22 protein-coding genes are annotated in these 24,117 nt (G+C 72.8%); 12 read left to right on the forward strand and 10 right to left on the reverse strand.

What is annotated here, in order from left to right; translation table 11 throughout:
- Positions 1-7 precede the first annotated feature (7 nt).
- Positions 8-1,252 carry an amidohydrolase family protein gene (locus V4Y03_RS13915; protein ID WP_317874533.1) on the reverse strand — a complete coding sequence of 415 codons (1,245 nt, stop codon included), beginning with the start codon at positions 1,250-1,252 and terminating at the stop codon, positions 8-10.
- A 270-nt stretch (positions 1,253-1,522) separates the two neighbouring features.
- On the opposite strand from V4Y03_RS13915, the gene V4Y03_RS13920 reads away from it, so the two are divergent.
- Together V4Y03_RS13920 and V4Y03_RS13925 are read left to right on the forward strand one after the other, a co-directional pair.
- Entirely contained in the window at positions 1,523-4,459 is a 2,937-nt protein-coding gene (locus V4Y03_RS13920; protein ID WP_332437174.1) for an AfsR/SARP family transcriptional regulator, read from the forward strand.
- A 223-nt stretch (positions 4,460-4,682) separates the two neighbouring features.
- Positions 4,683-4,910, forward strand: a complete 228-nt coding sequence (locus tag V4Y03_RS13925) for a hypothetical protein (RefSeq protein ID WP_317874532.1) — start codon at positions 4,683-4,685, stop codon at positions 4,908-4,910.
- Between the two features lie 220 nt (positions 4,911-5,130).
- Here V4Y03_RS13925 and V4Y03_RS13930 read toward each other — a convergent pair whose 3' ends face one another.
- The gene (locus V4Y03_RS13930) at positions 5,131-6,699 is read right to left on the reverse strand and encodes a FadD3 family acyl-CoA ligase (protein ID WP_332435133.1); all 1,569 of its coding nucleotides are present in this window, start codon (positions 6,697-6,699) and stop codon (positions 5,131-5,133) included.
- 89 nt (positions 6,700-6,788) lie between these two features.
- Between V4Y03_RS13930 and V4Y03_RS13935 the strand changes: the two genes are divergently transcribed.
- The 3 genes from V4Y03_RS13935 to V4Y03_RS13945 are packed head-to-tail and all read left to right on the forward strand — an operon-like array spanning position 6,789 to position 9,136.
- Positions 6,789-7,931 (forward strand): lipid-transfer protein, encoded by a 1,143-nt coding sequence (locus V4Y03_RS13935; protein ID WP_332435134.1) that lies wholly within the window; start codon positions 6,789-6,791, stop codon positions 7,929-7,931.
- Positions 7,932-7,937: 6 nt separating this feature from the next.
- Positions 7,938-8,363 carry a Zn-ribbon domain-containing OB-fold protein gene (locus V4Y03_RS13940; RefSeq protein ID WP_317874529.1) on the forward strand — a complete coding sequence of 142 codons (426 nt, stop codon included), beginning with the start codon at positions 7,938-7,940 and terminating at the stop codon, positions 8,361-8,363.
- The gene (locus V4Y03_RS13945; protein WP_332435135.1) at positions 8,360-9,136 is read left to right on the forward strand and encodes an enoyl-CoA hydratase/isomerase family protein; all 777 of its coding nucleotides are present in this window, start codon (positions 8,360-8,362) and stop codon (positions 9,134-9,136) included. Before V4Y03_RS13940 ends, V4Y03_RS13945 begins: the two co-directional genes overlap by 4 nt.
- Before the next feature lie 15 nt (positions 9,137-9,151).
- Here the strand turns inward: V4Y03_RS13945 and V4Y03_RS13950 are convergent, their stop codons facing one another.
- A complete protein-coding gene (locus tag V4Y03_RS13950) occupies positions 9,152-9,709 on the reverse strand; it encodes a hypothetical protein (protein WP_332435136.1) in 558 nt (185 codons plus the stop codon).
- A 126-nt stretch (positions 9,710-9,835) separates the two neighbouring features.
- On the opposite strand from V4Y03_RS13950, the gene V4Y03_RS13955 reads away from it, so the two are divergent.
- Positions 9,836-10,486 (forward strand): hypothetical protein, encoded by a 651-nt coding sequence (locus V4Y03_RS13955; protein WP_332435137.1) that lies wholly within the window; start codon positions 9,836-9,838, stop codon positions 10,484-10,486.
- Positions 10,487-10,515: 29 nt separating this feature from the next.
- On the opposite strand, the gene V4Y03_RS13960 is transcribed toward V4Y03_RS13955, so the two are convergent.
- Together V4Y03_RS13960 and V4Y03_RS13965 are read right to left on the reverse strand one after the other, a co-directional pair.
- Positions 10,516-12,948, reverse strand: a complete 2,433-nt coding sequence (locus V4Y03_RS13960) for an outer membrane protein assembly factor BamB family protein (protein WP_332435138.1) — start codon at positions 12,946-12,948, stop codon at positions 10,516-10,518.
- A gap of 160 nt (positions 12,949-13,108) precedes the next feature.
- Positions 13,109-13,894, reverse strand: coding sequence for a VOC family protein (locus V4Y03_RS13965; RefSeq protein WP_332435139.1), 786 nt, complete (start codon positions 13,892-13,894; stop codon positions 13,109-13,111).
- A gap of 319 nt (positions 13,895-14,213) precedes the next feature.
- Between V4Y03_RS13965 and V4Y03_RS13970 the strand changes: the two genes are divergently transcribed.
- Positions 14,214-14,861, forward strand: coding sequence for a TetR family transcriptional regulator (locus V4Y03_RS13970; RefSeq protein WP_332435140.1), 648 nt, complete (start codon positions 14,214-14,216; stop codon positions 14,859-14,861).
- Between the two features lie 273 nt (positions 14,862-15,134).
- Here V4Y03_RS13970 and V4Y03_RS13975 read toward each other — a convergent pair whose 3' ends face one another.
- From V4Y03_RS13975 to V4Y03_RS13985, 3 genes are read right to left on the reverse strand one after another with little or no spacing between them, the layout of a single operon-like run.
- Complete coding sequence (locus V4Y03_RS13975) at positions 15,135-15,926, reverse strand: ABC transporter permease (RefSeq protein ID WP_317877478.1); 792 nt, start codon at positions 15,924-15,926, stop codon at positions 15,135-15,137.
- On the reverse strand, positions 15,923-16,885 hold the full coding sequence (locus V4Y03_RS13980; RefSeq protein ID WP_317877479.1) for an ATP-binding cassette domain-containing protein: 963 nt from the start codon (positions 16,883-16,885) through the stop codon (positions 15,923-15,925). Before V4Y03_RS13980 ends, V4Y03_RS13975 begins: the two co-directional genes overlap by 4 nt.
- A gap of 37 nt (positions 16,886-16,922) precedes the next feature.
- On the reverse strand, positions 16,923-17,594 hold the full coding sequence (locus V4Y03_RS13985) for a DUF4097 family beta strand repeat-containing protein (RefSeq protein ID WP_332435141.1): 672 nt from the start codon (positions 17,592-17,594) through the stop codon (positions 16,923-16,925).
- Positions 17,595-17,816: 222 nt separating this feature from the next.
- Here V4Y03_RS13985 and V4Y03_RS13990 point away from each other — a divergent pair, with 222 nt between their 5' ends.
- Positions 17,817-18,656: a helix-turn-helix domain-containing protein gene (locus V4Y03_RS13990; protein ID WP_443079784.1), complete on the forward strand. Its 840-nt coding sequence runs from the start codon at positions 17,817-17,819 to the stop codon at positions 18,654-18,656.
- Between the two features lie 38 nt (positions 18,657-18,694).
- On the opposite strand, the gene V4Y03_RS13995 is transcribed toward V4Y03_RS13990, so the two are convergent.
- The gene (locus V4Y03_RS13995; protein WP_317877482.1) at positions 18,695-19,192 is read right to left on the reverse strand and encodes a nitroreductase family deazaflavin-dependent oxidoreductase; all 498 of its coding nucleotides are present in this window, start codon (positions 19,190-19,192) and stop codon (positions 18,695-18,697) included.
- On the reverse strand, positions 19,193-20,428 hold the full coding sequence (locus V4Y03_RS14000) for an acyl-CoA dehydrogenase family protein (protein ID WP_332435142.1): 1,236 nt from the start codon (positions 20,426-20,428) through the stop codon (positions 19,193-19,195).
- 105 nt (positions 20,429-20,533) lie between these two features.
- Between V4Y03_RS14000 and V4Y03_RS14005 the strand changes: the two genes are divergently transcribed.
- The 4 genes from V4Y03_RS14005 to V4Y03_RS14020 all read left to right on the forward strand — a co-directional run bounded on the left by V4Y03_RS14005 (position 20,534) and on the right by V4Y03_RS14020 (position 24,089).
- Complete coding sequence (locus V4Y03_RS14005; RefSeq protein WP_332435143.1) at positions 20,534-21,715, forward strand: thiolase C-terminal domain-containing protein; 1,182 nt, start codon at positions 20,534-20,536, stop codon at positions 21,713-21,715.
- A 104-nt stretch (positions 21,716-21,819) separates the two neighbouring features.
- Positions 21,820-23,151: an FAD-dependent monooxygenase gene (locus tag V4Y03_RS14010; protein WP_332435144.1), complete on the forward strand. Its 1,332-nt coding sequence runs from the start codon at positions 21,820-21,822 to the stop codon at positions 23,149-23,151.
- A complete protein-coding gene (locus V4Y03_RS14015) occupies positions 23,148-23,810 on the forward strand; it encodes a pyridoxine/pyridoxamine 5'-phosphate oxidase (RefSeq protein WP_317878277.1) in 663 nt (220 codons plus the stop codon). Before V4Y03_RS14010 ends, V4Y03_RS14015 begins: the two co-directional genes overlap by 4 nt.
- 30 nt (positions 23,811-23,840) lie before the next feature.
- Positions 23,841-24,089, forward strand: a complete 249-nt coding sequence (locus V4Y03_RS14020; RefSeq protein ID WP_317878278.1) for an SCO4226 family nickel-binding protein — start codon at positions 23,841-23,843, stop codon at positions 24,087-24,089.
- Positions 24,090-24,117: the final 28 nt, after the last annotated feature.

Genomic DNA, 24,117 nt, shown 5'->3' on the forward strand with positions numbered 1-24,117 from the left:
CGTCGGGTCAGGGGGCCCAGAGGCCGTCCTTCGTGAGACCCAGGAGGTCGATCGCGTTGCCTCGGACGATGCGGTCGACGACGTCCGGGGCCAGGTGGCCCATCTGCGCCTCACCGACCTCCCGCGACTTGGGCCAGGTCGAGTCCGAGTGCGGGTAGTCCGTCTCGTACAGGACGTTCCCCGCCCCGATCGCGTCGAGGTTCCGCAGCCCGAACGCGTCGTCGAAGAAGCAGCCGAAGACATGCCCGGCGAACAGCTCCGACGGCGGGCGCAGCACCTTGTCCGCGACCCCGCCCCAGCCCCGGTTCTCCTCCCAGACGACGTCCGCGCGCTCCAGGATGTACGGGATCCAGCCGATCTGCCCCTCCGCGTACATGATCTTCAGGTTGGGGAAGCGCTCGAACTTGCCGCTCATCAGCCAGTCGACCATCGAGAAACAGCAGTTGGCGAAGGTGATCGTGGAGCCGACGGCCGGCGGGGCGTCGGCCGAGGTGGACGGCATCCGGCTGGACGAGCCGATGTGCATGGCGATGACCGTGCCGGTCTCGTCGCAGGCCCGGAAGAAGGGGTCCCAGTGGTCGGTGTGGACCGAGGGGAGCCCGAGGTGCGGCGGGATCTCCGAGAACGCCACGGCCCGCACCCCGCGCGCGGCGTTGCGGCGCACCTCGGCGGCGGCCAGCTCCGGGTCCCAGAGCGGGATGAGCGTGAGCGGGATCAGCCGCCCGTGGGCCTCGGGCCCGCACCACTCCTCCACCATCCAGTCGTTGTACGCGCGGACGCAGAGCAGCCCCAGCTCTCGATCGCTCGCCTCGGTGAAGGTCTGCCCGCAGAAGCGGGGGAAGGTGGGGAAGCAGAGCGCGGACTGGACGTGGTTGACGTCCATGTCGGCCAGCCGGTCGGGCACCGAGTGCGAACCCGGCCGCATCTGCTCGTACGTGATGACTTCGAGGCGTATCTCGTCCCGGTCGTAGCCGACGGCGGTGTCGAGCCGGGTGAGGGGCCGGTGCAGGTCCTCGTAGACCCACCAGTCGCCGACCGGGCCCTCGTCGCCCTTGGCCCCCATGACCGGGGCGAACTTCCCGCCGAGGAAGGTCATCTCCTTCAGCGGGGCGCGGACGATCCGGGGACCGGTGTCGTGGTACCGGGACGGAAGCCGGTCCCGCCAGACGTGCGGGGGCTCCACGGTGTGGTCGTCCACCGAGATGATCCTCGGGAACGTCTCGGTGCTCTCCGTGCTCTCCATGCTCTCCATGGCTTTCACGGTAGCGTTGATCTGACGGTCCGTCAGCTGTCGTGCCGTACAACGGTCGCGCAACGGCCTCGTACCGGCCCTGCCCCGGGTCCCACCCGATGCTGACGGACTCCCTCCGGACAAGGCAGACTGTCCTGGGCGAAACCAGCGGTAAGGGCAGGGGGAGCTATGGAGCGTGAAGACGGGCCGCGCGTTCCGGTGCAGCGGGCTCCGAGGAAGGGCGCGGGGTCGGGTTCCGACGTGAGTACGGGCGCGGACACGGGTCCCGACATGGGTACGGGCGCGGGTTCCGGCGTGGCCGACGGCTCCGGCGCCGAGCTGCGTTTCGGCGTGCTCGGCCCCGTCCGTGCCTGGCGCGACGGCGCCCCCGTCCCCACCGGCTCCCCTCAGCAGCGCGCACTGCTCGCCGCCCTGCTCCTGCGCGGCGGGCGGACCGCCACCGCGCACGAGCTGATCGACGCGCTCTGGGGCGAGGAACCCCCCTCGCAGGCGCTCGCGGCGGTCCGTACGTACGCCTCCCGGCTCCGCAAGGCCCTCGACCCGAAGGTCCTGGTCAGCGAGTCCGGCGGCTACGCCCTGCGGACCTCCGCCGCCGCGCTCGACCTGACCGCCGCCCAGGAACTGGCCGCGGAGGCCGAGAAGCTGCGCGCCGCCGGGGACCGGACGGCCGCCCGCGCGCGGCTCGCGGAGGCGCTCGACCTGTGGGACGGCGAGGTGCTGGCCTCCGTACCGGGGCCGTACGCCGAGACGCAGCGGACCCGCCTGGAGGAATGGCGGCTCACGCTCCTCGAAACCCGTCTGGACATCGACCTGGAGATCGGCGCGCACGCGGAGGCCGTGTCCGAGCTGACCGCGCTCACCGCCGCGCACCCGCTGCGGGAGCGCCTGCGCGAACTCCTCATGCTGGCGCTCTACCGCAGCGGACGGCAGGCGGAGGCGCTCGCCGTGTACGCCGACACCCGCCGGCTCCTCGCCGACGAGCTGGGCGTCGACCCCACTCCCGAACTCTCCCGGCTCCAGCAGCGCATCCTCCAGGCCGACGCCGAACTGGCCCGGCCGGTCGAGGAGGCCGCCCCGGCGGCGGCTCCCGTCGCCCGCCCGGCCCAACTCCCGGCGACGGTGCCGGACTTCACGGGCCGGGTCTCGTGCGTACGGGAACTCGGCGCCCGGCTGGCCACCGCCGAGGGCCATGTCATGGCGGTCTCGGCGCTCGCGGGCATCGGCGGCGTCGGCAAGACGACGCTCGCGGTGCACGTGGCGCACGAGGCCCGGCCGCACTTCCCGGACGGGCAGCTGTACGTGGACCTCCAGGGCGCGGGCTCGCGGGCCGCCGCGCCGGAGACGGTCCTCGGCTCGTTCCTCCGGGCGCTCGGCACCCCGGATTCGGCCATCCCGGACTCCCTCGACGACCGGGCGGCGCTGTACCGCTCGACGCTCGACGGCCGCCGGGTCCTGGTCCTCCTGGACAACGCCCGCGACGCCGCCCAGATCCGGCCACTGCTGCCCGGCACGGCGGGCTGCGCGGCGCTCGTCACCAGCCGGATCCGGATGGTCGACCTGGCGGGCGCGCACCTGGTGGACCTGGACGTGATGTCCCCGGACGAGGCACTCCAGCTGTTCACCCGGATCGTGGGCGAGGAGCGGGTGCGGTCGGAGCGCGAGGCGGCCCTCGACGTGGTCGCGGCCTGCGGTTTCCTCCCGCTCGCGATCCGCATCGCGGCGTCCCGGCTGGCGGCCCGCCGCACCTGGACGGTCTCGGTGCTCGCGGCGAAGCTGGCGGACGAGCGCCGGCGGCTCGACGAGCTCCAGGCGGGTGACCTGGCGGTCAAGGCGACCTTCGAACTCGGCTACGGGCAACTGGAACCGGCCCAGGCGCGCGCGTTCCGGCTGCTCGGCCTGGCCGACGGCCCGGACATCTCGCTCGCGGCGGCGGCGGCGGTCCTGGACCTGCCGCAGTGGGACACGGAAGACCTCCTGGAAGCCCTGGTGGACACGTCCCTCCTGGAGTCGGCGGCGCCGGGCCGGTACCGGTACCACGACCTGGTCCGCCTCTACGCGCGCGCGTGCGCCGACCGCGACGAGCAGCCCCCGTCGGAGAAGGAGGCGGCGCTCTCCCGGCTCCTGGACTTCTACCTCTCGACGGCGGCGCGGGTGTACGCGATCGAGCGCCCCGGCGACCGGCTGGTCGACCACCTGGAACCCACGGCGTACGAGGGCCTCGCCTTCACCGACCGCCACGAGGCCCAGGACTGGCTGTACGCCGAGGCGAACTGCCTCCTGGCCACGGTCCGCCGGTCGGCCTCGTCCCCGGGCACCCTCCGCCGCGCGGTGGACCTGCTGTGGGCGTCGCTGGACCTGGCGGAGTCGGGCGCGAACTCGAAGGAGTACGAGGCGGTGGCGACGGTGCTGCGGGGGGCGGCGGGCAGGGGCGGCGACGTCCGGGCGGAGTGCCGGGCCTCGATCACCCTCGCCTACGGGCACCACGTCTCGGGCCGTTTCACCCAGGCCGACGAGGAAGCCCGGATCGCCATGCGGCTGGCCACCTCGGTGGGCGACACACTGCCGCTGTGCTGGGCGCCCAACATCCTGGGCGTCATGGCGTTCTACCAGAACAACCACACCGAGGCGGAAGGGCACTTCACCCGTGCCATCGAGTACTTCCGCAGTTGCGAGGACCTGGCCGGCGAGGCCAGCGCCCTGTGCAACCTGTCGCGCATCTACCTGATCACCGGCCGCACGGACAGCGCGGTACGCCTCGCCCATCAGGGCACGGACATGTACGACGCCCTCGGACACGCCCTGAAGGGCGCCAACGGCCGCTACGCGCTGGGCATGGCCCTGGCGCAGAGCGGTCAGTTCGGTGCCGCCGCCGAACGTCTCAGGGAGGCCCTGGCCGTCTTCCGCGACAGCCGCCAGCGGCTCTGGGAGGGCATGACGCTGTACCGGCTCGCCGAGGCCGAGGTCACGGAAGGCCGGTACGCACAGGCCGCGTCGAACGCGGAGATGGCCCTGACCGTGCTGCGCGGCATCGGAGGCGAGTGGCGGCGGGGCAACGTCCTCACGGTGCTCGGCCGGGCCCTCAGCGGCATCGGCCAGACGGGTCGCGCCGAAGTCTGCTGGCGCGACGCGCTGGAGGTCTTCGACGCCCTGGGGTCCCCGGAGGCCGAGGCCGTACGGAGGCTGCTCAATCCGGCGGCGGTCGCCTGATCCTCCTGGCCTGGTCGTTCATCGTTCGTTTATCGCGGTCCGACATGCTCTGTACCAGTCGATCCGCCGCGTCGGGGGGGCAGACGGGTCGCGCAGAAGGCCCTCACTCGGACGCATTAGGGTGAGCGGCCCGGCAGAAGGGGCCCGACCGGCAGTCCACGGGGGAACAGCCGGACGGGCCCCTCGGCACCGACTCACCCGATTCTTCGAGAGGTTGCACACAGTGAGTGACGAGCGAACCGTCAGCCCCACCAACATCCACATCACCGGTGGCGAGACCACTGATGTGTCCACCAAGAACATCCACATCACCGACGGTGAGGACGGCGCCGCGATAGCCGAGAAGATCGGCATCCACGTCACGGGCGAGGGCGAGGCGCCCGCCGCCACCGCCGACGCCACCAAGGCTCCGGAAGGCAACATCCACATCACCACCGAGCCGGCCAACTAAGCCACACCCGACGGGGAACGGTCACGGCGGCGACTTCGGGGGAGCCGCCGGGGCCGACCGCGGAGGACCGGTCGACGGGGGAGCACACGGGCCCGGGGGACGCCGGGAGGGATCCAGGGGGGAATCCACCCGGCAGGGCCCGTGCGCAACGCGATCGGACCACCGCACACAGAAGGGGCCGGGCACCCGCCCGGCCCCTTCGGCGTGCGCCGTCCCTGCCTCACGCCCCCGTCCTCAGCTCCCCCTTCACCACCTTCCCGCTCGCGTTCCTCGGGAGTTCCGTGACGAACTCGACCTCTCTCGGGACCTTGTAGTTGGCCATCTCCCGGCGGGACCAGGCGATCAGGTCGTCCGCCGTGACGCGGGAGCCGGGGCGGCGGACCGCGAAGGCCTTGCCCACCTCGCCCAGGCGGGGGTCCGGGATGCCGATGACCGCGATGTCCGCGATGTCGGGGTGGAGGCCGAGGAGTTGTTCGATCTCCGCCGGGTAGGCGTTGAAGCCGCCGACGATGAACATGTCCTTGAGGCGGTCGGTGATGCGGAGGCTGCCGGTCTCGTCGAGGACGCCGATGTCTCCCGTGCTCAGCCAGCCGTCCTCGTCGATCGCCGCCGCCGTCGCCGCCTCGTCCTCGAAGTAGCCCCTCATCACGTGGTGGCCGCGGACCAGGACCTCGCCGGTGCCGGAGAGGCGGAGTTCGGTGCCGGGAATCGGGCGGCCGGAGGTCGAGGCGATCGTCTCGTCCGGGTCGTCGCGGCGGCACATGGTGACGATGCCGCTCGCCTCGGAGAGCCCGTACGCCGTGAGGACGGTGCCGACGCCCATCTCGGAGCGGAGGCGTTCGACGAGGCGGAGCGGGACCACGGCCGCGCCCGTCACGACCAGGCGGAGGGTGGAGAGCCCGTGGGCGGCGCGGGCCGGGTGGTCCAGGAGGGACTGGTGGAGGGTGGGCGGGCCGGGCAGGACGGTGATGCGTTCGGCGGCGATGTTGGCGAGGACGGTGTCGACGGTGAAGACGGACTGCGGGACGATCACCGCGCCCCGCATCAGGCAGGCGAGGATGCCGGCCTTGTAGCCGAAGGTGTGGAAGAAGGGGTTGACCACGAGGTAGCGGTCGCCCTCCCGGAGCCCGGCCAGCTCGGACCAGATCGCGTAGCAGCGCAGGCTCTGGGCGTGGCTGATGACGGCGCCCTTGGGGCGGCCGGTGGTGCCGGAGGTGTAGATGATGTCGGAGGGGGCCGCGGGGTCGATGCCGTCGGCGCGGGCGCGGACGCGGTCGCCCGGGACGGCGTCGCCCTCCGCGAGGAAGGCCTTCAGTGTCGTCCAGCCCGCCTCGTCGGGGGCGGTGTCGCCGAGGACCACCATGCGTTCCAGGTCGGGGAGCTCGATGCCCGAGCGGCGCAGGGAGGCCACGTACGAGGTGCCGAGGAAGGTGCCGGTGACGAAGAGCAGCCTGGCCCGGGAGCGCTGGAGGATCTGGGCGGCCTCGGTGCCCTTGAAGCGGGTGTTGAGGGGGACGAGGACCGCGCCGGCGGTGACCGCGCCGAGGGCGGAGACGATCCAGTCGAGGGTGTTGGGGGCCCAGACCGCGACCCGGTCCCCGGGCCGTACGCCGGTGGCGATGCAGCCGGCGGCGGCCCGCTCGACGCGTTCGCCGAGTTCGGCGTAGCTGACGCGGACGCGGCCGTCGACGACGGCCTCCCGCTGCCCGTAGCGTTCGGCCGCCGCCCGGACGAGCCCGGGGATCGTGCCCCATTCCAGGTCGCCGCGCGGGTCCCCAGCCGGGTCCATGTCCATGCCCCACCTCCGGTAGCTGACTATCCGTCAGATTAGTTGTAACCTGACGCGCTGTCAGCAGTGCTGCCCCATGAGGAGGTTCGGTGCTCAAGGACGCCACGGCCATCGTCGGGATCGGACAGACCGCCTTCGCGAAACAGCTTCCCGAGACCGAGAAGGCGCTCGCCTGCCGGGCGATCCTCGCCGCTCTCGACGACGCCGGGATCGACCCTTCCGAGGTCGACGGTTTCGCTTCCTACACGATGGAGGAGACCGACGAGGTCGAGGTCGCCAAGGCCATCGGCGCCGGCGACGTCACCTTCTTCTCCAAGGTCGGCTACGGCGGCGGCGGCTCCTGCGCCACCGTCGGCCACCTCGCCGCCGCCGTCGCCACCGGTCAGGCGAGCGTCGGCGTCGCCTGGCGGTCCAGGAAGCGGGGCTCGGGCCCCCGGCCCTGGAAGAACACCGCCGTCCAGCTGCCCACCCCCGGCCAGTGGACCCGCCCCTTCGGGCTGCTCCGCCCCGCCGACGAGATCGGCATGCTCGCCCGCCGCTACATGCACGAGTACGGCGCCACCCGCGACCACCTGTTCAACGTCGCCCTCGCCTGCCGCAACCGCGCCAACCAGAACCCCGCCGCGATCATGTACGAACGTCCGCTGACCCGCGAGATGTACATGACCTCCCGCTGGATCAGCGAACCCCTCTGCCTCTTCGACAACTGCCTGGAGACCGACGGCGCCCTGGCGTGCGTGATCGTCTCCGCCGAGCGGGCCCGCGACTGCCGCCAGAAGCCCGTGTATGTGCACTCCGCCGCCCAGGGCCTGCCCTCCCAGCACCACGGCATGGTCAACTACTGGAACGACGACCCGCTCTCCGGCCCCGCCTGGACCGCCGCCCGACACCTGTGGAAACAGGCCGACTTCGGCCCCCAGGACGTCGACGTCGCCCAGATCTACGACGCCTTCACCCCGCTCGTCCCGCTCTCCCTGGAGGGCTACGGCTTCTGCGGCCGGGGCGAGGGCGCCGCGTTCACCGAGGGCGGCGCCCTGGAGATCGGCGGCCGACTGCCCCTCAACACCGGCGGCGGCGGACTGAGCGAGGCGTACGTCCACGGCTTCAACCTCATCAACGAGGGCGTGAAGCAGCTGCGCGGCACCTCCACCGCCCAGGTCCCCGACGCCGCCACCTGCCTGGTCACGGCGGGCGAGGGCGTCCCCACATCGGCCATCCTGCTCAGGAGCTGAATCCAGATGCTCACACCGGTCATTGACGAGGACGGCGCCCCCTTCTGGGAGTACACCGCACGGGGCGAACTACGCGTCCAGAGCTGCGCCGACTGCGGCGAGCTGCGCTTCCCGCCCCGGCCCTGCTGCCCGCACTGCCGCTCCTTCGCGAGCGAGTGGCGCCTGATGTCCGGACGCGGCCGGATCTGGTCGTACGTCCTGCCCCACCCGCCCCTCCTGCCCGAGTACGCGGCCCAGGCCCCGTACAACGCGGTGCTCGTCGAACTCGCCGACGCCCCGCACATCCGGCTCGTCGGCAATGTCGTCGCCTCCCCGCACGCCCCCCTGAACTCGGTCGACCCGGCCCGGCTCCGGATCGGCGCCGCCGTGAAGGTCGCCTTCACCGAGACCGGCGGCCTCGCCGTCCCCCGCTGGATCCTGGAGCGCGGATGAGCATCCGGGTCGAGCGCGACAAGGAGACCGGGGTCGCCGTCGTCACCCTCGACCGGCCGGAGAAGCACAACTCCGTCACCCTGGAGATGGCCCGCGAACTCTCGGCCGTCTGGCGGGGGTTCCGGTACGAGGACGAGGTCCGCGCGATCGTCGTCACCGGGGCCGGCGGGCGGGCCTTCTGCACGGGGATCGACCGGGACGCCGCCGGGAACGTGCCGCAGCCCTCGTCCCCGTACACGATCGACGACCCCCTCCTCGCGATCGGCCCCAAGGCGAACGACCTGTGGAAGCCGGTGATCGCCGCGGTCGAGGGCATGGCCTGCGGCGGCGCCTTCTATCTGCTCGGGGAGGCCGAGTTCCTGGTCGCCGCCGAGGACGCCGCCTTCTTCGACCCGCACACCACCTACGGGATGGTCAGCGCCTTCGAGACCGTCCACATGGCGCTGCGGATGCCCCGCGGGGAGATCGCCCGGATGGCGCTGATGGGCAACGCGGAGCGGATCTCCGCCCGGCGGGCGTACGAGACGGGGCTCGTCTCCGAGCTGACCGAGCCCGGTGGGGCGCTGGAGGCCGCCCGTACGGCCGCCGCCGTCATCGCCTCCTACCCGACGGAGGCCGTCCAGGGGACGGTCCGGGCGCTGTGGTCGGTGCAGGAGGCGGCCAGGGCGCAGGCGCTGGCGCACGCGCCGCACCTGGTCACCCTCGGGAACCTGCCGGCGGACCGGCAGTCGGAGCTGTTCGTCCGGCGGGGGGCGGGGTTCAGGACGCGGTAGCGGACCGGGCGCGCACTACTGCTCGCGCACGTCGTACACCCAGCAGTTCTTCACCTGGCCGACGGTCTTCGGGGTCTTCATCGCGACCTCGAAGGTCTTCGAGGCGTAGCTCCCGACGGTGACGACCGCCTCGGCCGAGTCCACCGCCGAGCCCGTGGCGCCCTTGAACTCCAGGGTGACCCGGTAGGTCCCCTCGGTCGCCTCGTCCGAGGTGATCCTCAGGGTCGCCGTGGTGTCCGCCTTACGGGCCGGCTTCCCCTTGCGCTTCTTCTGCGCGGGCTTCACACAGTCCACGACCACGACCTCGACCCGGGCCGACGTGGGGGACGGGCTCGCGGTGACCGTCGCGCCCGAGCCGCCCGAGCCGTCGTAGTCGTCGTTGCTCTTCTCGTCGCTGGAGCAGCCGCCGCCCGAGTCGTCGTCGTCCGAGTGGCCGCGGCTCTTGCTCTTGCCGCTCTTGCTCTTCCCGCTGCCGCCACCACTGCTGCTGCCGTGGCTGCCGGTGTGGAATCCGGTCAGCGCCAGCACCACCACCGTGAGCGTCGCCGCGAGCTTCAGGCGTGTCCGTACCATCGCCGCTCCCCCGTCCCGTCTGTCGTGTCCGCGCCACCCTAGCGCCGCTCCGGCGCCGCCTGGCGGGCCCCCCACACCCGGCGTAGCGTCGGGAACGAGAGCCGGAGCGTCAAGGAGGCCGCATCGATGATCCGCAACGTGGCCGGTGCGGTACTGGCTCTCGCCGGAGCGACGGCCGCCGTCTGGAGCCCCTTCCGTGCCTGGTACGACGGCCGTCACGGCCGCGACTACGCGATCGACGAGCTGTTCACCGGCATCACCGACGCCAAGGCCGACGTGATCGGCTCGATCCTGGCGCCCTTCCTCTTCGCCGCCCTCCTGACCGTGCTCGGGGTGGTGCTCCGCTCCCGCCTGCTCGTCGCCCTCGCCGGGGTCGTCGTCCTCGGCTTCACGATCCTGTGGATGGTGCGGGTCGGGCAGGCCGAGGGGCAGCTCACGGTGGGCGGCGACGGTACGGGCCTCGGCGACGGGGTCGCGAACGCCCTCGGCGGCGGGGTTCTGCTGCTGCTCGGCGCGCTCGTCATGTCGGGCAGGTCCCACGCGTCGCACCGGGTGGACCGGGCACCCCGGCCCACCCACCCGACACCGGACGGCCCGCCACCGGAGAGCACGCCGGACGCGCCCTCGACGCAGACATACGGTCAGCCCGACCCCTACGGGCAACCCGACCCCTACGGGCAACCCGAGCCTTACGGGCAGCCGGAGCCGCAGCGGCCGCCCGAGCAGGCCGACCGGGCGCCCGACCAGCCGGACCAGCCGCCCGAGCAGCGCCAGTAGGTACCCGTACGGCCGGGTACCCGTACGGCTCAGCGCCCCGCCGAACCCCGCCCCGTGGCCGTGCCCTTCACCGCGTCCAGCGCGTACACGCAGCGGTCCTTGCTGCACGCGTACACGACCCCGCCCCTGGCCACCGGCGAACCAGTGATCTCGCCGCCGGTCGCGAGCTTCCAGCGGAGCTGACCGCCCGTCGCGTCCAGGGTGTAGAGGACGTGGTCGGCCGAGCCGAAGTGCACCCGGCCGTCGGCGACGACCGGGGAGCCGACCAGCTCGCCGCCCGCCGCGAACCGCCAGCGGGGGGTGCCGGTGACCGCGTCGAGCGTGTACAGCGCGCTGCCGCTGCCGACGTGCACATTGCCGTCGGCGACGAGCACCGGCTCGGTCGACTGGCGCGGCTCGGTCGCGATCCGCCAGCGGTCCTGGCCGGTGGTGGCGTCGAGCGCGTACACCGTGCCGAGGTGGTCCGAGAGGTACACCCCGCCGCCCGTGACCGCCGGGCCCGGCGCGAACGCGGGCGGCGAGACGAAGACGGCCGGCGCCTCGAAGTGCCAGCGGACGTGACCCGCGGCGATGTCGATCGACAGGACCCGCGTCCCGGCGGACACGTACACGCAGCCGTCCTCGGCCGGGGCCACCCTGACGGGCACGCCGGCGCAGGAGGCGGCGTCGCCGATCGGGTACGACCAGCGCTCCACGCCCGTCCGGGCGTCGAGCGCCTGGAGCCGGGCCTCCCGCCACACGTACACGGTGTCGCCGTGCACGGCGGGCCCCGCCTCCGGGGTCTCGAAGTCGGTCTGCGCGCCGGTGATCTCCCACAGCTTGGCGCCGTTGGAGGCCTCCCAGCCCTGTACCCCGCCGCCGCGCGTACCGGTGACGACCGTGCCCCGGTCGACCTGGAGCGAGTACACCCAGGCGTCGGTGCGCAGCCGCCACCGCTCGCCGCCGTCGGTGGCGTCGAGGGCGTACAGCGTGGGTCCGTCGGAGGCGTGGATACGGCCCGAGGCGACGGCCATCGACCAGGCCACGTCCCGGGTCTTGAACTGACGCCGGCCGCTGCCGGTGTCCAGGGCGTGTACCTCGAAAGAGGTCACGTACAGCAGGTCCCCCTCCACCACCGGGGTACCCCACACGTCGTTCGACATGCGGAAGCGCCAGGGCCGCCAGGGGCCGGGCTCCGGGGAGGCGGTGTGGTCGGCGCCCTGTGCGGGGACTCCGACCGGGCGGGAGCCGGGCGGGGGGCCGGGCTCCCCGGCGTACGAGCCGTGGTCCGCGCCGTGCGGGCCGCCGCCGGGCGGCCGGATCCAGCCGGTGGCCGGGCCCGCGTCGGCGCCCCGGCCGACGGCGAGCGCGGCGCGGGTGTCGGCGACCCGGGGGCCGGGGCCGATCGGGACGGTCGCGCCGCCCAGGCGTACGGGTCCCCCGGCGCTCTCGGCCGGTCCGGCGTGCCGGCCGCCGCCCGGAGCGCCGCCGCCGACGGGCGCGGGCTCGGGGAAGCGGGGGTCGCCGGGCGGCAGGGGCGGCGGCGGGGGCGTGCGCCGCGACACCGGTACGCCGACGGGGGCCGGGCGGCGGCCACCCCTACGGGTCTCGATCATGGCCGTGGCGCTCGCCGGCAGCCAGGCCGAGGCCGTCCCGCTGTCGTCGCTGCCGGGGCCGAAGAGATGCGGGGCCAGCTGCGCCTGGAGGTCGGCCGGGGTGGGCCGGCGGCTGACGTCCATCTGCATGCAGGACTCGATGAGGGGCCGCAGCTCCTCGGGCAGGCCCTCCAGGTCGGGGCCCTCGCGGAGCAGCATGAAGACGGTCTCGACCGGGTTCGCGCCGTGGAAGGGCGCGTGGCCGGTGGCGGCGAAGACCAGCATCGAGCCGAGCGAGAAGACATCGCTGGCGCCGGTGACGCTGCGGGAGTCGCGGGCCTGCTCGGGCGACATGTAGGCCGGGGTGCCGACGGCGACGTTGGTCATGGTCAGGCGCGTGTTGGAGACGCCCGACGCGATGCCGAAGTCGATCACCCGGGGGCCGTCCTCGACGACGAGGACGTTGGAGGGCTTGAGGTCGCGGTGGACCAGGCCCGCGCCGTGGATGGACTGCAGGGCCTCGGCGACGCCGGCGGCCAGCCAGCGCACGGCCTGGGCCGGGAGCGGTCCGCACTCGTTCACTATCTCTTCGAGCGAGGGCGCGGGGACGTAGGCGGTCGCCAGCCAGGGCACGGCGGCGCGCGGGTCGGCGTCGACGACGGCGGCCGTGTAGAAGCCGGAGACCGCCCGCGCGGCCTCCACCTCCCGGGTGAAGCGGACCCGGAACAGCTGGTCCTCAGCGAGCTCCGTGCGCACGGTCTTGATCGCCACGCGCCGGCCCGAGGCCGAGCGCGCGAGATAGACCAGGCCCATTCCGCCCGCGCCGAGCCGGCCCAGCACCTCGAAGGGCCCGATACGTCTCGGGTCGTGCTGCGTCAGCTGTTCCACTTGCCTGCCACCTCCCCGTACGGGCCATGAGGGTACGGCCCTGGCCCTGATTCTTCCTGTCCGAGGGCGCGGTTGCGAACCCGGGGGCGGATCGGGGTGTCGCAGGTCATATCAGACGGGGGGTACGAACGGTGCCGTCAGGCGGTGGGGGCGGGCTCCGTCAGCCGGCGTCGGAGGGTTCCGCGAGGACCGCGAAGCGGGCGCCCTGGTTGTCGTGGAGGACGGCGATGCGGCCGTGGGGGGTGTCGTAGGGCGGGGTGGCGACCCGGCCGCCGAGGCGGGTGGTGGTCGCGCAGGCCTCGTCGCAGTCGTCGACGGCGAAGTAGACGAGGACGTGGCCGGGCATCTCGGCGGGGAAGTCGTCGGTGATCACGGCCCGCCCGCCGAAGGCGCTGTCGTCGCCGGGCCGTGAGCCGGGGGGCGACCAGACCCGGTAGTCGAAGCCGGCGTCCCTGCCCTCCTCGTCGGGGTCGACCTGGCGGCCGAGGTAGCCGAAGACGGTGGCGTAGAAGGTGTCGACGGCGTCGGGGCGGCGGGTGTACACCTCCATCCAGCAGAAGGCGCCCGGTTCGTTCGTGGTCCCGAAGCCGTTCTCGTCGCCCTGCTGCCGGATCCCGAAGACGGCGCCGCCGGGGTCGGCGGCGAGCGCCAGGACGCCGAAGGGGCCGACGGGGTAGGGATCCATGACCATCTGGCCGCCGGCGGCCCTGATCCGGCTGGCGAGGGTGCCCGCGTTCCCGGTGGCGAGGTAGACCGTCCAGGTGGTGGGCATGCGGCCGTCGCGCTTGGGGAGGAGGCCTGCGACCCGGCGGCCCCGGAGCAGGGCCTCGTCGCGGGCGGGGTCGAAGGTCCAGCCGAAGAGCTCGCCGTAGAAGCGCTTGCCCGCTTCCAGGTCGGGGAGCTGTGCGTCCACCCAGCAGGGGGTGCCCTCAATGCGTACGGCCATGGATTCACGCTAGGTCCGCCGAGGCCGGCCCGCACACCCCGACATGCGAACACATAGGCGATTTATCAGGGCACAACCCTTGGGACGCTTGGGTTGTCCACCGAAGTTGTCCACAGGCTGTTCATAAGCCTATTCGGGTACGGGGCTCCCGAGGCCGCCTCCACCGCCCGCCCGGACTGGCGCGATCCCGCCCCTCCCCGCCGTCACCCAGCCCATCGAGACACGCGTGCCGACCTCGTAGAACACGGTTGGCAGGGGGGTGCACCCCATTTGCAGTCGGCCGAATCGCGCGCCGACACCCCCTCGGTAAGCTGACGGCATGACAGGACAAGTACGCACCGTCGACGGCCGCGTGGCCGGACGACGCGGCCAGGCGACGCGGCAGAAGCTGCTCGACTGCCTCGGTGAGATGCTCAGCTCCTCGCCCTACCGGGACGTCAAGGTCATCGATGTGGCCCGGAAGGCGGGTACTTCACCCGCGACGTTCTATCAGTACTTCCCGGACGTCGAGGGCGCGGTTCTCGAGATCGCGGAGGAAATGGCCAAGGAGGGCGCCGGGTTGACCGAGCTGGTCGCCGGCCGCTCCTGGGTCGGCAAGGCCGGATGGCAGACCTCCGAGGAACTCGTCGAAGGCTTCCTGGACTTCTGGCGCAAGCACGACGCGATCCTCCGGGTCGTGGACCTCGGCGCCGCCGAGGGCGACAAGCGGTTCTACAAGATCCGCATGAAGATCCTGAACTCGGTCACCAACTCCCTCACGGACGCGGTGAAGGAGCTCCAGGCCAAGGGCAAGGTCGACAAGGAGGTCAGTCCGGCCGCCATGGCGGGCTCCCTGGTGGCGATGCTGGCCTCGGTCGCCGGCCACCAGAAGGGCTTCACGACCTGGGGCGTGAAGCAGGCCGAACTCAAGCCGAACCTGGCGCTGTTGGTGCACCTCGGCATCACCGGCAGGAAGCCGACCAGATAGCCCCGCCCCACTCCTTCACCCGTCCTGTCGTCGACGCCGACGGCGGCCCGCCCCCACGGACCGCCGTCGGCGTCGCCGTGTCCGGGGGCGTACGTGTGCGGAGGCGTACGTGCGCAGGGGCGTACGCACTCGGGGTCGTACGCATGCGGGGGCGTACGCATACAGAGTCGCGCGACGGCCCCCGAACGCCGAAGGGGCGGCGTTCCCCGACCCTTGTCGGAGTACGCCGCCCTCGGGCGGTACGCGTCGCGGGAGGTCCCGCACCCATGCCGGTTACTGCGGGTCGCGCTTGAAGGAAGCCGTCGACCAGCGGTAGCCGAGCGCGGCCAGGGCGATCGACCAGCCGACCGCGAGCCAGCCGTTGTGGCCGATCTCGGTGCCGAGCAGCAGACCGCGCAGGGTCTCGATGGCCGGGGTGAACGGCTGGTACTCGGCGATCGGCTGGAACCAGCCCGGCATCGCGTCGATCGGGGTGAACGCGCTGGAGATGAGCGGCAGCAGGATCAGCGGCATCGCGCTGTTGCTGGCCGCCTCGGCGTTCGGGCTCGCCATGCCCATCCCGACCGCGATCCAGGTGAGCGCCAGGGAGAAGAGCGCCAGCAGACCGAACGCGGCCAGCCACTCCAGGACCGTGGCGTCCGTGGACCGGAAGCCGATGGCGACGGCGACGGCGCCGACCAGGACCACGCTGGCGATCGACTGCAGGACGCTGCCGACGACATGACCGATGAGGACCGAAGCGCGGTGGATCGCCATCGTGCGGAAGCGGGCGATGATGCCCTCGGACATGTCGGTGGAGACGGAGACCGCCGCGCCGATGACGGTGCTGCCGATGGTCATCAGCAGGATGCCGGGGACCACGTAGGCGATGTAGTCGGAGCGGTCGGCGCCGCCGCCCGCGATGCCCGCGCTCATCACGTCGCCGAAGATGTAGACGAAGAGCAGCAGCAGCATGACCGGGGTGAGCAGCAGGTTCAGGGTCAGCGACGGGTAGCGCCGGGCGTGCAGGAGGTTGCGGCGCAGCATCGTGGACGAGTCGCGGACGGCGAGGGCGAGGGAGCTCATCGGACGTTCTCCTTGGTCGGGTTGTACTGGCCCGGCACGTCGGCGCCGGTCAGGGCGAAGAACACGTCGTCCAGGTCGGGGGTGTGCACGGTCAGCTCGTCCGCCTCGATGCCGGCCGAGTCCAGCCGGTCGAGGACGGAGCGCAGTTCGCGCTGGCTGCCGCCGCTGGGGACCTGGAGGGACAGCGCCTCGTCGTCCCCGGTGCCCTCGCCCAGCGCGAGGAGCGCGGAGCGGTAGGCGGCCGGGTCGGTGAAGCGGAGCCGGACGTGGCCGCCGGGGACGATCCGCTTCAGTTCCTCGGCGGTGCCCTCCGCGGCGATCCCGCCGTCGTGGAGCACCGCGATGCGGTCGGCGAGCTGGTCGGCCTCCTCCAGGTACTGGGTGGTGAGGAAGACGGTGACGCCGCCGGTGACGAGCTCGCGGATGATCCCCCACATGGTGTGGCGGCTGCGCGGGTCGAGGCCGGTGGTCGGCTCGTCGAGGAAGATGATCCGCGGGTCGCCGACCAGCGTCATCGCGATGTCGAGGCGGCGCTTCATGCCGCCGGAGTAGCCGGCGGCGGGCTTCTTCGCGGCCTCCACCAGGTCGAAGCGCTCCAGGAGTTCGGCGGCGACCCGCCGCCCCTCCCGCCTGGACAGGTGGTGCAGGTCCGCCATCAGGAGCATGTTCTCCTCGCCGGTGATCAGACCGTCGACGGCGGAGAACTGCCCGGTGACGCCGATCGAGGCGCGGACCGCCTGCGGGTCGGCGGCGAGGTCGTGGCCGCCGACGCGCAGCTCGCCGCCGTCGGCGGAGACGAGGGTGGAGAGGATCTTGACCGCGGTGGTCTTGCCGGCGCCGTTCGGGCCGAGCAGGGCGAAGACCGTGCCTTCCGGTACGGCCAGGTCGATGCCGTCGAGCACGACCTTGTCGCCGTAGGACTTGCGCAGCCCGTTCGCCGCGATGGCCAGGTTGCTCATGAGAGGTGCTCCTTCTGACGGGGCGGGTCGGGTCGGGTCACAGGCTGCGGGCGGTGATGTCGCCGTAGGCGGTGGTGGCGTGGATGGTCAGGGCGGCGGTGGCGCCCTCGCTGTTCCGGAGCGAGTTGTGGATCCGGCCGTAGCTGGTGCCGGCGTCCAGCGAGGCGGAGACCCCGCGGGCGGCGCCGACCGAGATGTCGCCGTGGGCGGTGCGCAGGGTGACCTCGCCGCGCACGGCCTCGGTGATACGGATGTCGCCCTTCTGGGTGGTGATCTCCGCGGGGCCGTTGAGACGTCCGGCCTCGATGTCGCCGGCCTGGACGGTGAGGCGGGTGCTCGCGGCCTCGTCGATCTTGATCGTGGCCTGCGCGCTCTCGAAGTCGATGTCGCCGAGGCGTCCGACGGCCCGGAGTTCGACGCTGGCCGTCTTCGCCTCGACGCGGGAGTCGGCGGGCAGCTGGACCGTCACCTCGACGGAACCGGGGGTGCCGAGGACGCGGTTCTTGGGGGCCGGGGCCTCGATCCGCAGGACGCCGTCGCCGTAGACGACCTGGATCTGCTCGGCCGCCTTCACGTCGCGGCTCTTGCCGGCGTCGGCGGGCAGGACCTCGACGGTGGTGTCGGCCCGGTCGGCGGCGATGAGGCGGATGCGGCCGGCGGGGATGTCGAGGACGGCGGTGACGGGGGCGGCGGTGGCGAACTTCTGCATGGTGACTCTCCTTGGATCCGTTGTTTCCGATGAGGGAAAAGCTACGTTGCGTTTCCAAGTCGAGCAACACCCTTGATGCGCAAGAACCCCGTAATTGCAGGTGGCATGGCCTAATTCATTGCAACGGCTCTGAACCTAACGCAACGACAGATCGACCATTCGTTGCAATGAACTGAAGGTGAACGCTATGCTGGGCCGCCACGGACCACAAAGGAGGCCACGATGCCGGGCGGCAGACTCACCCAGCAGGAACGGCGGCAGATCGCACTGGGGCTGACCGACGGCCTCGCCTACGCGGAGATCGCCCGGAGGCTCGACCGTCCCACCTCGACGATCACCCGCGAGGTCATGCGCAACGGCGGCCCCACCGGCTACCGCGCCGACCAGGCCCACCGCGCCACCGAGAACCGCGCCCACCGGAGCAAGCAGGCCGCGCCGAAGGCGGCGGCGCCCGCGCCGGAGCAGCCCCACGGGCGGGACGCCGGGTCCGTGCGCGCGTACGAGGACCTCTTCACGAACGTCATGCTGCAGTCGGGCATGCCCCCGATGGCGGCCCGGGTGATGGCCTCCCTCTGCCTGACCGACTCGGGCAGCCTCACCGCGGCCGACCTCGTCCGGAACCTCCAGGTCAGCCCGGCGTCGGTCTCCAAGTCGATCGCGTTCCTGGAGACCCAGAGCATGGTCCGCCGGGAGCGCGACGAGCGCCGCCGCGAGCGCTACACCGTCGACAACGACATCTGGTACCAGTCGATGCTGGCCAGCGCCCGGGCCACCGCCCAGATCGTCGAGACCGCGCGGGAGGGCGTCGTCGTCCTCGGCGCCACGACCCCGGCGGGCGCCCGCATGGAGAACATCGCCCGCTTCCTCGACTTCGTCACCGAGAGCACGATCCGGGCGGCGGAACAGGCCCGCGCGATCCTGACGACGGAACCGGCGGCGGTGGAACGGGCGGCGGTGGAACCAGCCACGGAACCTGCCACCGATCCGGACACGGATCCGGACACGGGCACGGATCCGGACACGGATCCGGACACGACGGAGGGGGCCGACCCGACGGCGTAGGCCTTGGGTCGCCCCCCCTGAATCCCCGAGCCGCCCCCTCAGACCCCGCCCGCCGCCGCCCCGCCCTCGCGCCGCGTCAGCCGGAAGAGTCTGATCTCGCGCTCCACGCGCGCCTGGTAGGTGGCGTACGGCGGCCAGAACTCCAGCGCCGCCCGCCAGGCCTCCGCCCGCGCCTCCCCCGTCAGCAGCTCCGCCCGTACGGGCACGTCCGCGCCCCGCCAGTTGACCTCGACGTCCGGGTGGGCGAGCAGGTTCGCCGTCCACGCCGGGTGGCCGGGGCGGCCGAAGTTGGAGCCGACGAGCAGCCAGCCGCCGTCGGGCTCGGGCATGCAGGCCAGCGGGGTCACCCGCGGCTGCCCGCTCTTCGCGCCCCGCGCGGTGAGCACGACCGCGGGCAGCATCCGCGCGCTGAGCAGCACCTTCCCCCGGGTCAGCCGGTGCACGGCCTTGTCCATGGCGGGCACGACGTGCGGGCCGATCCGGGCGAAGGTCCGGGTCGAGGACATCTTCTGTATGAGCTTGCGTCCGACGGGCATCTACGCCGCCACCTCTCCGAAGAGTCCGGTCCGTTCCGCCGCTCGGGCGCGGAGCCGTCGCACGGGGCCGAAGAGCAGTTCGTCGGAGGCGGCCCGTTTGAAGTAGAGGTGGGCCTCGTGCTCCCAGGTGAAGCCGATGCCGCCGTGCAGCTGGATGGACTCCCCGGCGGTGGCGCGCAGTGCTTCCAGGGCGTGGGCGAGGGCGAGGGGTCCGCTCTCGGGCCCGGGGCCGGGCTCGCGCGCCGCGCAGTAGGTGAGCGAGCGGGCGGCCTCGACCTGGACGTACAGGTCGGCGAGGCGGTGCTTGACCGCCTGGAAGGAGCCGACGGGCCGGCCGAACTGTTCGCGGGAGCCGACGTGGGCGACGGTCCGGTCGAGGGCCTCGCGGGCGGCGCCGACGGCCTCGGCGGCGATCATCACGGCGGCGGCCCGGCCGGTGGTGGCGAGGGCGCCGAGCACGTCGGCCGGTTCCTCGCCGAGGAGTTCGGCCTCGGCGTCCCGGAACTGGACGGTGGCCTGGGTCCTGGTGAGGTCCAGGGTGGGCTGCCGGGTGCGGACGAGTCCGGGGGTCGCCTCCTCCTCCGCCCGTACGAGGAAGAGCAGGGTGCGGCTGCGGGCGAAGCCGCCGGTGTGGGCGGCGACGAGCAGCAGTCCGGCACTGTGTCCGTCGACGACCTGGGCGGCCTCGCCGTAGAGCCGCCAGCCGCCGTCGGCGGCACGGGCCTGGACGCCGCCCGCCCGGCCGCCGCCGGACCAGTCGTCGGCGGTGTTGTCGCCGGTCAGGCCGAGGGCGAGGGCGAGGGCGTTGCCGGGGACGGCGAGAGCGCAGGTGAGGCCCCCGTCGGCGAGGCGCGGGAGGAGTTCGGCGCGCTGGGCGGGGGTGCCGAGGGCGGTGAGCAGCGGGGCGGCGAGGACGCTGGTGGCGAGGAGCGGGGAGGGGGCGAGGGCCCGGCCGGTCTCCTCGCAGGCGAGGGCGAGTTCGGCGGGTCCGCAGCCGACGCCGCCGTACTCCTCGGGGAGGGCGAGCCCGGCGAGGCCGAGGGTCCCGGACATCCGGGCCCACAGCTCGGGGTCGTACCCCTGGGGGGTGGCGGTGGCCGCGCGGTTCTCGTACGGCCCGGCCCGTTCGGCGAGCAGGTCCCGCAGGGTGCGGCGGATCTCCTCCTGCTCGTCGGTGAGCGGGGCGGCGAGCGAGGCGGTTCCGGCGGCGAGCGCTGCGCTGTCGGCGGCGTCCATGTGGCTCCCTCCGTATCTGACGGTGCGTCATGCTAGGGGTGAGCGGGGCTGGTTGCCAGAGATGCGCCGGTTCCGATCGAAGGAATCTGATGTACCGTCAGATTCATGCCCACCACCATACGCAGCTCCCGCCGCGTCGCCGTCGTCGGCGTCTCCCTCTCCGACGGCGGCCGGGTCGACGAGGCCACCCCCTACGCCCTGCACGCCCAGGCCGCCCGGCGCGCCCTCGCGGACAGCGGCCTCGACCGCTCGCTGATCGACGGCCTGGCCTCGGCCGGCCTCGGCACCCTGGCGCCGGTCGAGGTCGCCGAGTACCTGGGGCTCCGGCCCCGCTGGGTGGACTCGACCGCCGTCGGCGGCGCCACCTGGGAGGTCATGGCCGCGCACGCCGCCGACGCGATCGCCGCGGGCCACGCGAACGCGGTGCTCCTGGTGTACGGCTCCACCGCGCGCGCCGACATCCGCGCCAGGCGCCGCACCTCGAACCTCTCCTTCGGCTCGCGCGGACCGCTCCAGTTCGAGGCCCCGTACGGGCACACCCTGATCTCCAAGTACGCGATGGCCGCCCGCCGCCATATGCACCAGTACGGGACCACCCTGGAGCAGCTCGCCGAGGTCGCCGTCCAGGCGCGGGCGAACGCCGCGCTCAACCCCGAGGCGATGTTCCGGGACCCGATCACCGTCGACGAGGTGCTCGACGGCCCGATGATCGCGGACCCCTTCACCAAGCTGCACTGCTGCATCCGCAGCGACGGCGGCTGCGCGGTGCTGCTCGTCGCCGAGGAGTACGTCCAGGACTGCCGTACCGCCCCGGTCTGGGTGCTCGGCACGGGAGAGCACGCCTCGCACACCACGATGTCGGAGTGGGAGGACTTCACGGTCTCGCCGGCGGCGGTCAGCGGCCGGCTGGCCTTCGAGCGGGCGGGTGTGCGGCCCGCCGACATCGACCTCGCCGAGATCTACGACGCCTTCACCTACATGACCCTGGTGACCCTGGAGGACCTGGGCTTCTGCGCGAAGGGCGAGGGCGGGCCGTTCGTCGAGAAGGGGCGTCTGACGGTGGGCGGCGGCGGGCTGCCGGTGAACACGGACGGCGGCGGCCTGTCCGCCTGCCATCCGGGGATGCGGGGCCTGTTCCTCCTGGTGGAGGCGGTACGGCAGTTGCGCGGCGAGGCGGAGGGGCGGCAGGTGCGGCGGGCGGACGGCTCGCTGCCGGAGCTGGCGGTGGCCTCGGGGACGGGCGGCTGGTTCTGCTCCTCGGGGACGGTGGTGCTCGGCCGCTCCTGACCGAACATCTATACAAGCGTCATAGACAGCCGTGTAGGACATCCGTATAGTCATGTCTGCGGGCAGGGGGAACGGCCCGCAGACACCCGACAAGGAGTCCTGCCATGAACACCACGAACAGCACCGCCAAGACCGTCCTGATCTCCGGCGCCTCGATCGCCGGCCCCGCCCTCGCCCTCTGGCTGCACCGCTACGGCTTCGCCCCCACCGTCGTCGAGCGCGCCCCCGGACTCCGCACCGGCGGCTACAAGGTGGACATCCGCGGCACCGCGATCGAGGTCTGCCGCCGGATGGGCGTCCTCGACGAGATCCGCGCCAACTCCACCGACATGCGCGGAGGTTCGTACGTCGACGGCGCCGGCCGCACCATCGGCGAGCTGCCCGCCGAGATCTTCGGCGGGCGCGTCGAGGAGGACGACGAGATCATGCGCGGCGAACTCGCCTCCATCCTCTACGACCGGACCCGCGAGGACGTCGAGTACCTCTTCGACGACTCGATCGCCGAGATCGTGGACGCCCCCGGAGACACGGACGGTGTCACCGTCACCTTCGAGAGCGGTACCGTCCGCCGCTTCGACCTGGTCGTCGGCGCCGACGGACTCCACTCGCACACCCGGAAGCTCGTCTTCGGCCCGGAGGAGCGGTTCAAGCGCCACCTCGGCGCGTACATCTCCATCTTCACCGCCCCCAACCACCTCGGGCTGGACCGCTGGGAGACCTACCACGCGCTGCCCGGCAAGCTGGTCTGCGTCTACAGCTCGGCCGGCGAGAGCGACGCCAAGAACCTCTTCATCTTCTCCTCGCCCGAGGAACTCGCCCACCACCACCGGGACGTCGCCGCCCAGAAGCGCGCGCTCACCGACAGGTTCACCGGCGACGGCTGGGAGATCCCCCGCCTCCTCGGACACGCGGCCGAGGCCGAGGACTTCTACCTCGACTCGATGTCCCTGGTCGAGATGGACAGCTGGTCGAAGGGGCGCGTGGTCCTGCTCGGCGACGCCGCCCACTGCTCCTCCCCCGCCTCCGGTCAGGGCACCGGTCTCGCCCTCATCGGCGCCTACGTCCTCGCCGGGGAACTGGCGCGGGCGGGCGGCGACCACACCACGGCCTTCGACCGCTACGAGCGGCGCATGCGGCCCGGCGTGGAGCAGAACCAGAAGATGGCGGAGGGCTTCGTCAAGGAGATGACCGTCGGCTCCAGGTGGAAGATCGCGCTGCGCATGCTCATGGTGCGGACGCTGCCGAGGACCCCGTGGAAGAACCTCATCGCGAAGAAGATCCGCGACGGCATCCAGTCGGCGGCGAACGCGGTCCCGATCGAGGACTACACCGTCCCCGCCTGCCCCACCGCGACCGCGACCGCCACCGGCCCCGGCGCCGCGCGCCCCACCGCCACCGCCGCCACCACCCCCGCACGCCCTACCGTGACCGCATGACCGACTTCCACCACGCCCTGCACTCCCTGAAGGTCTGGGACACCGAGCTGCCGTCCTTCGACCCGGCGAGCGCCCCGCCCGAGCCGCTGCCGCTCTTCCACGACTGGTTCACGGCGGCGGTGGCGGCCGGCCAGAGCGAACCGCACACCCTCTCGCTGGCCACCGCCGACGAGACCGGCCGCCCCGACGTCCGTACGGTGATGCTGCACGACGCGGACGCCCGCGGCTGGCACTTCGCCTCCCACGCCACCAGCGCCAAGGGCCGCCAGCTCGCCGCCCGCCCCGAGGCCGCGCTCGGCTTCTACTGGCCGGTCCAGGGCCGCCAGGTCCGGGTCAGGGGCCATGTCACCACCGGCACCCCGGCGGAGGCGTACGCCGACCTCCACGCCCGCACCACCGGCGCCCTCGCCTCGGCCCTGGTGGGCCGGCAGAGCGAGGTCCTCGACTCCCCCGAGACCCTCGCCAAGGCGAGCGAGGCGGCCTGGCACCGGGCCGAAGCGGAACCGGACACCCCCTCCGCCACCTGGACCCTGTATGTGGTCGAACCGGCCGAGGTCGAGTTCTTCCAGGGCGACGCCCGCCGCCGCCACCTGCGCCTCCGCTACCGCCGCGACCCCTCGGCCCCCACCGGCTGGCTGCGCGAGCTGCTCTGGCCCTGAGGGCGCACCATGGAAGTGGAGGTGTGAGCCATGGGTACGTACATGGACGTCCACCGGGGCATGAAGGGGATCACGGCCGAGCAGCTGGACGAGGCCCACCAGGCCGACCTCGCCGTCGAGAAGGACGAGGGAGTCCACTTCGAGCGGGCCTGGGCGGACCCCGATTCGGGAACCGTCTACTGCCTGTCGCACGGCCCGTCCGCCGAGGCCGTCCAGCGGGTCCACGCCCGCACGGGCCACGCGGCGGACGAGATCCACGAGGTGCCCATCACGGTGTGAGACGCGCGAGGCGGGTGGGGCGCGTGGG

It is taken from the genome of Streptomyces sp. P9-A4 (genome assembly GCF_036634195.1).
In the GTDB taxonomy this organism is placed as follows: domain Bacteria; phylum Actinomycetota; class Actinomycetes; order Streptomycetales; family Streptomycetaceae; genus Streptomyces.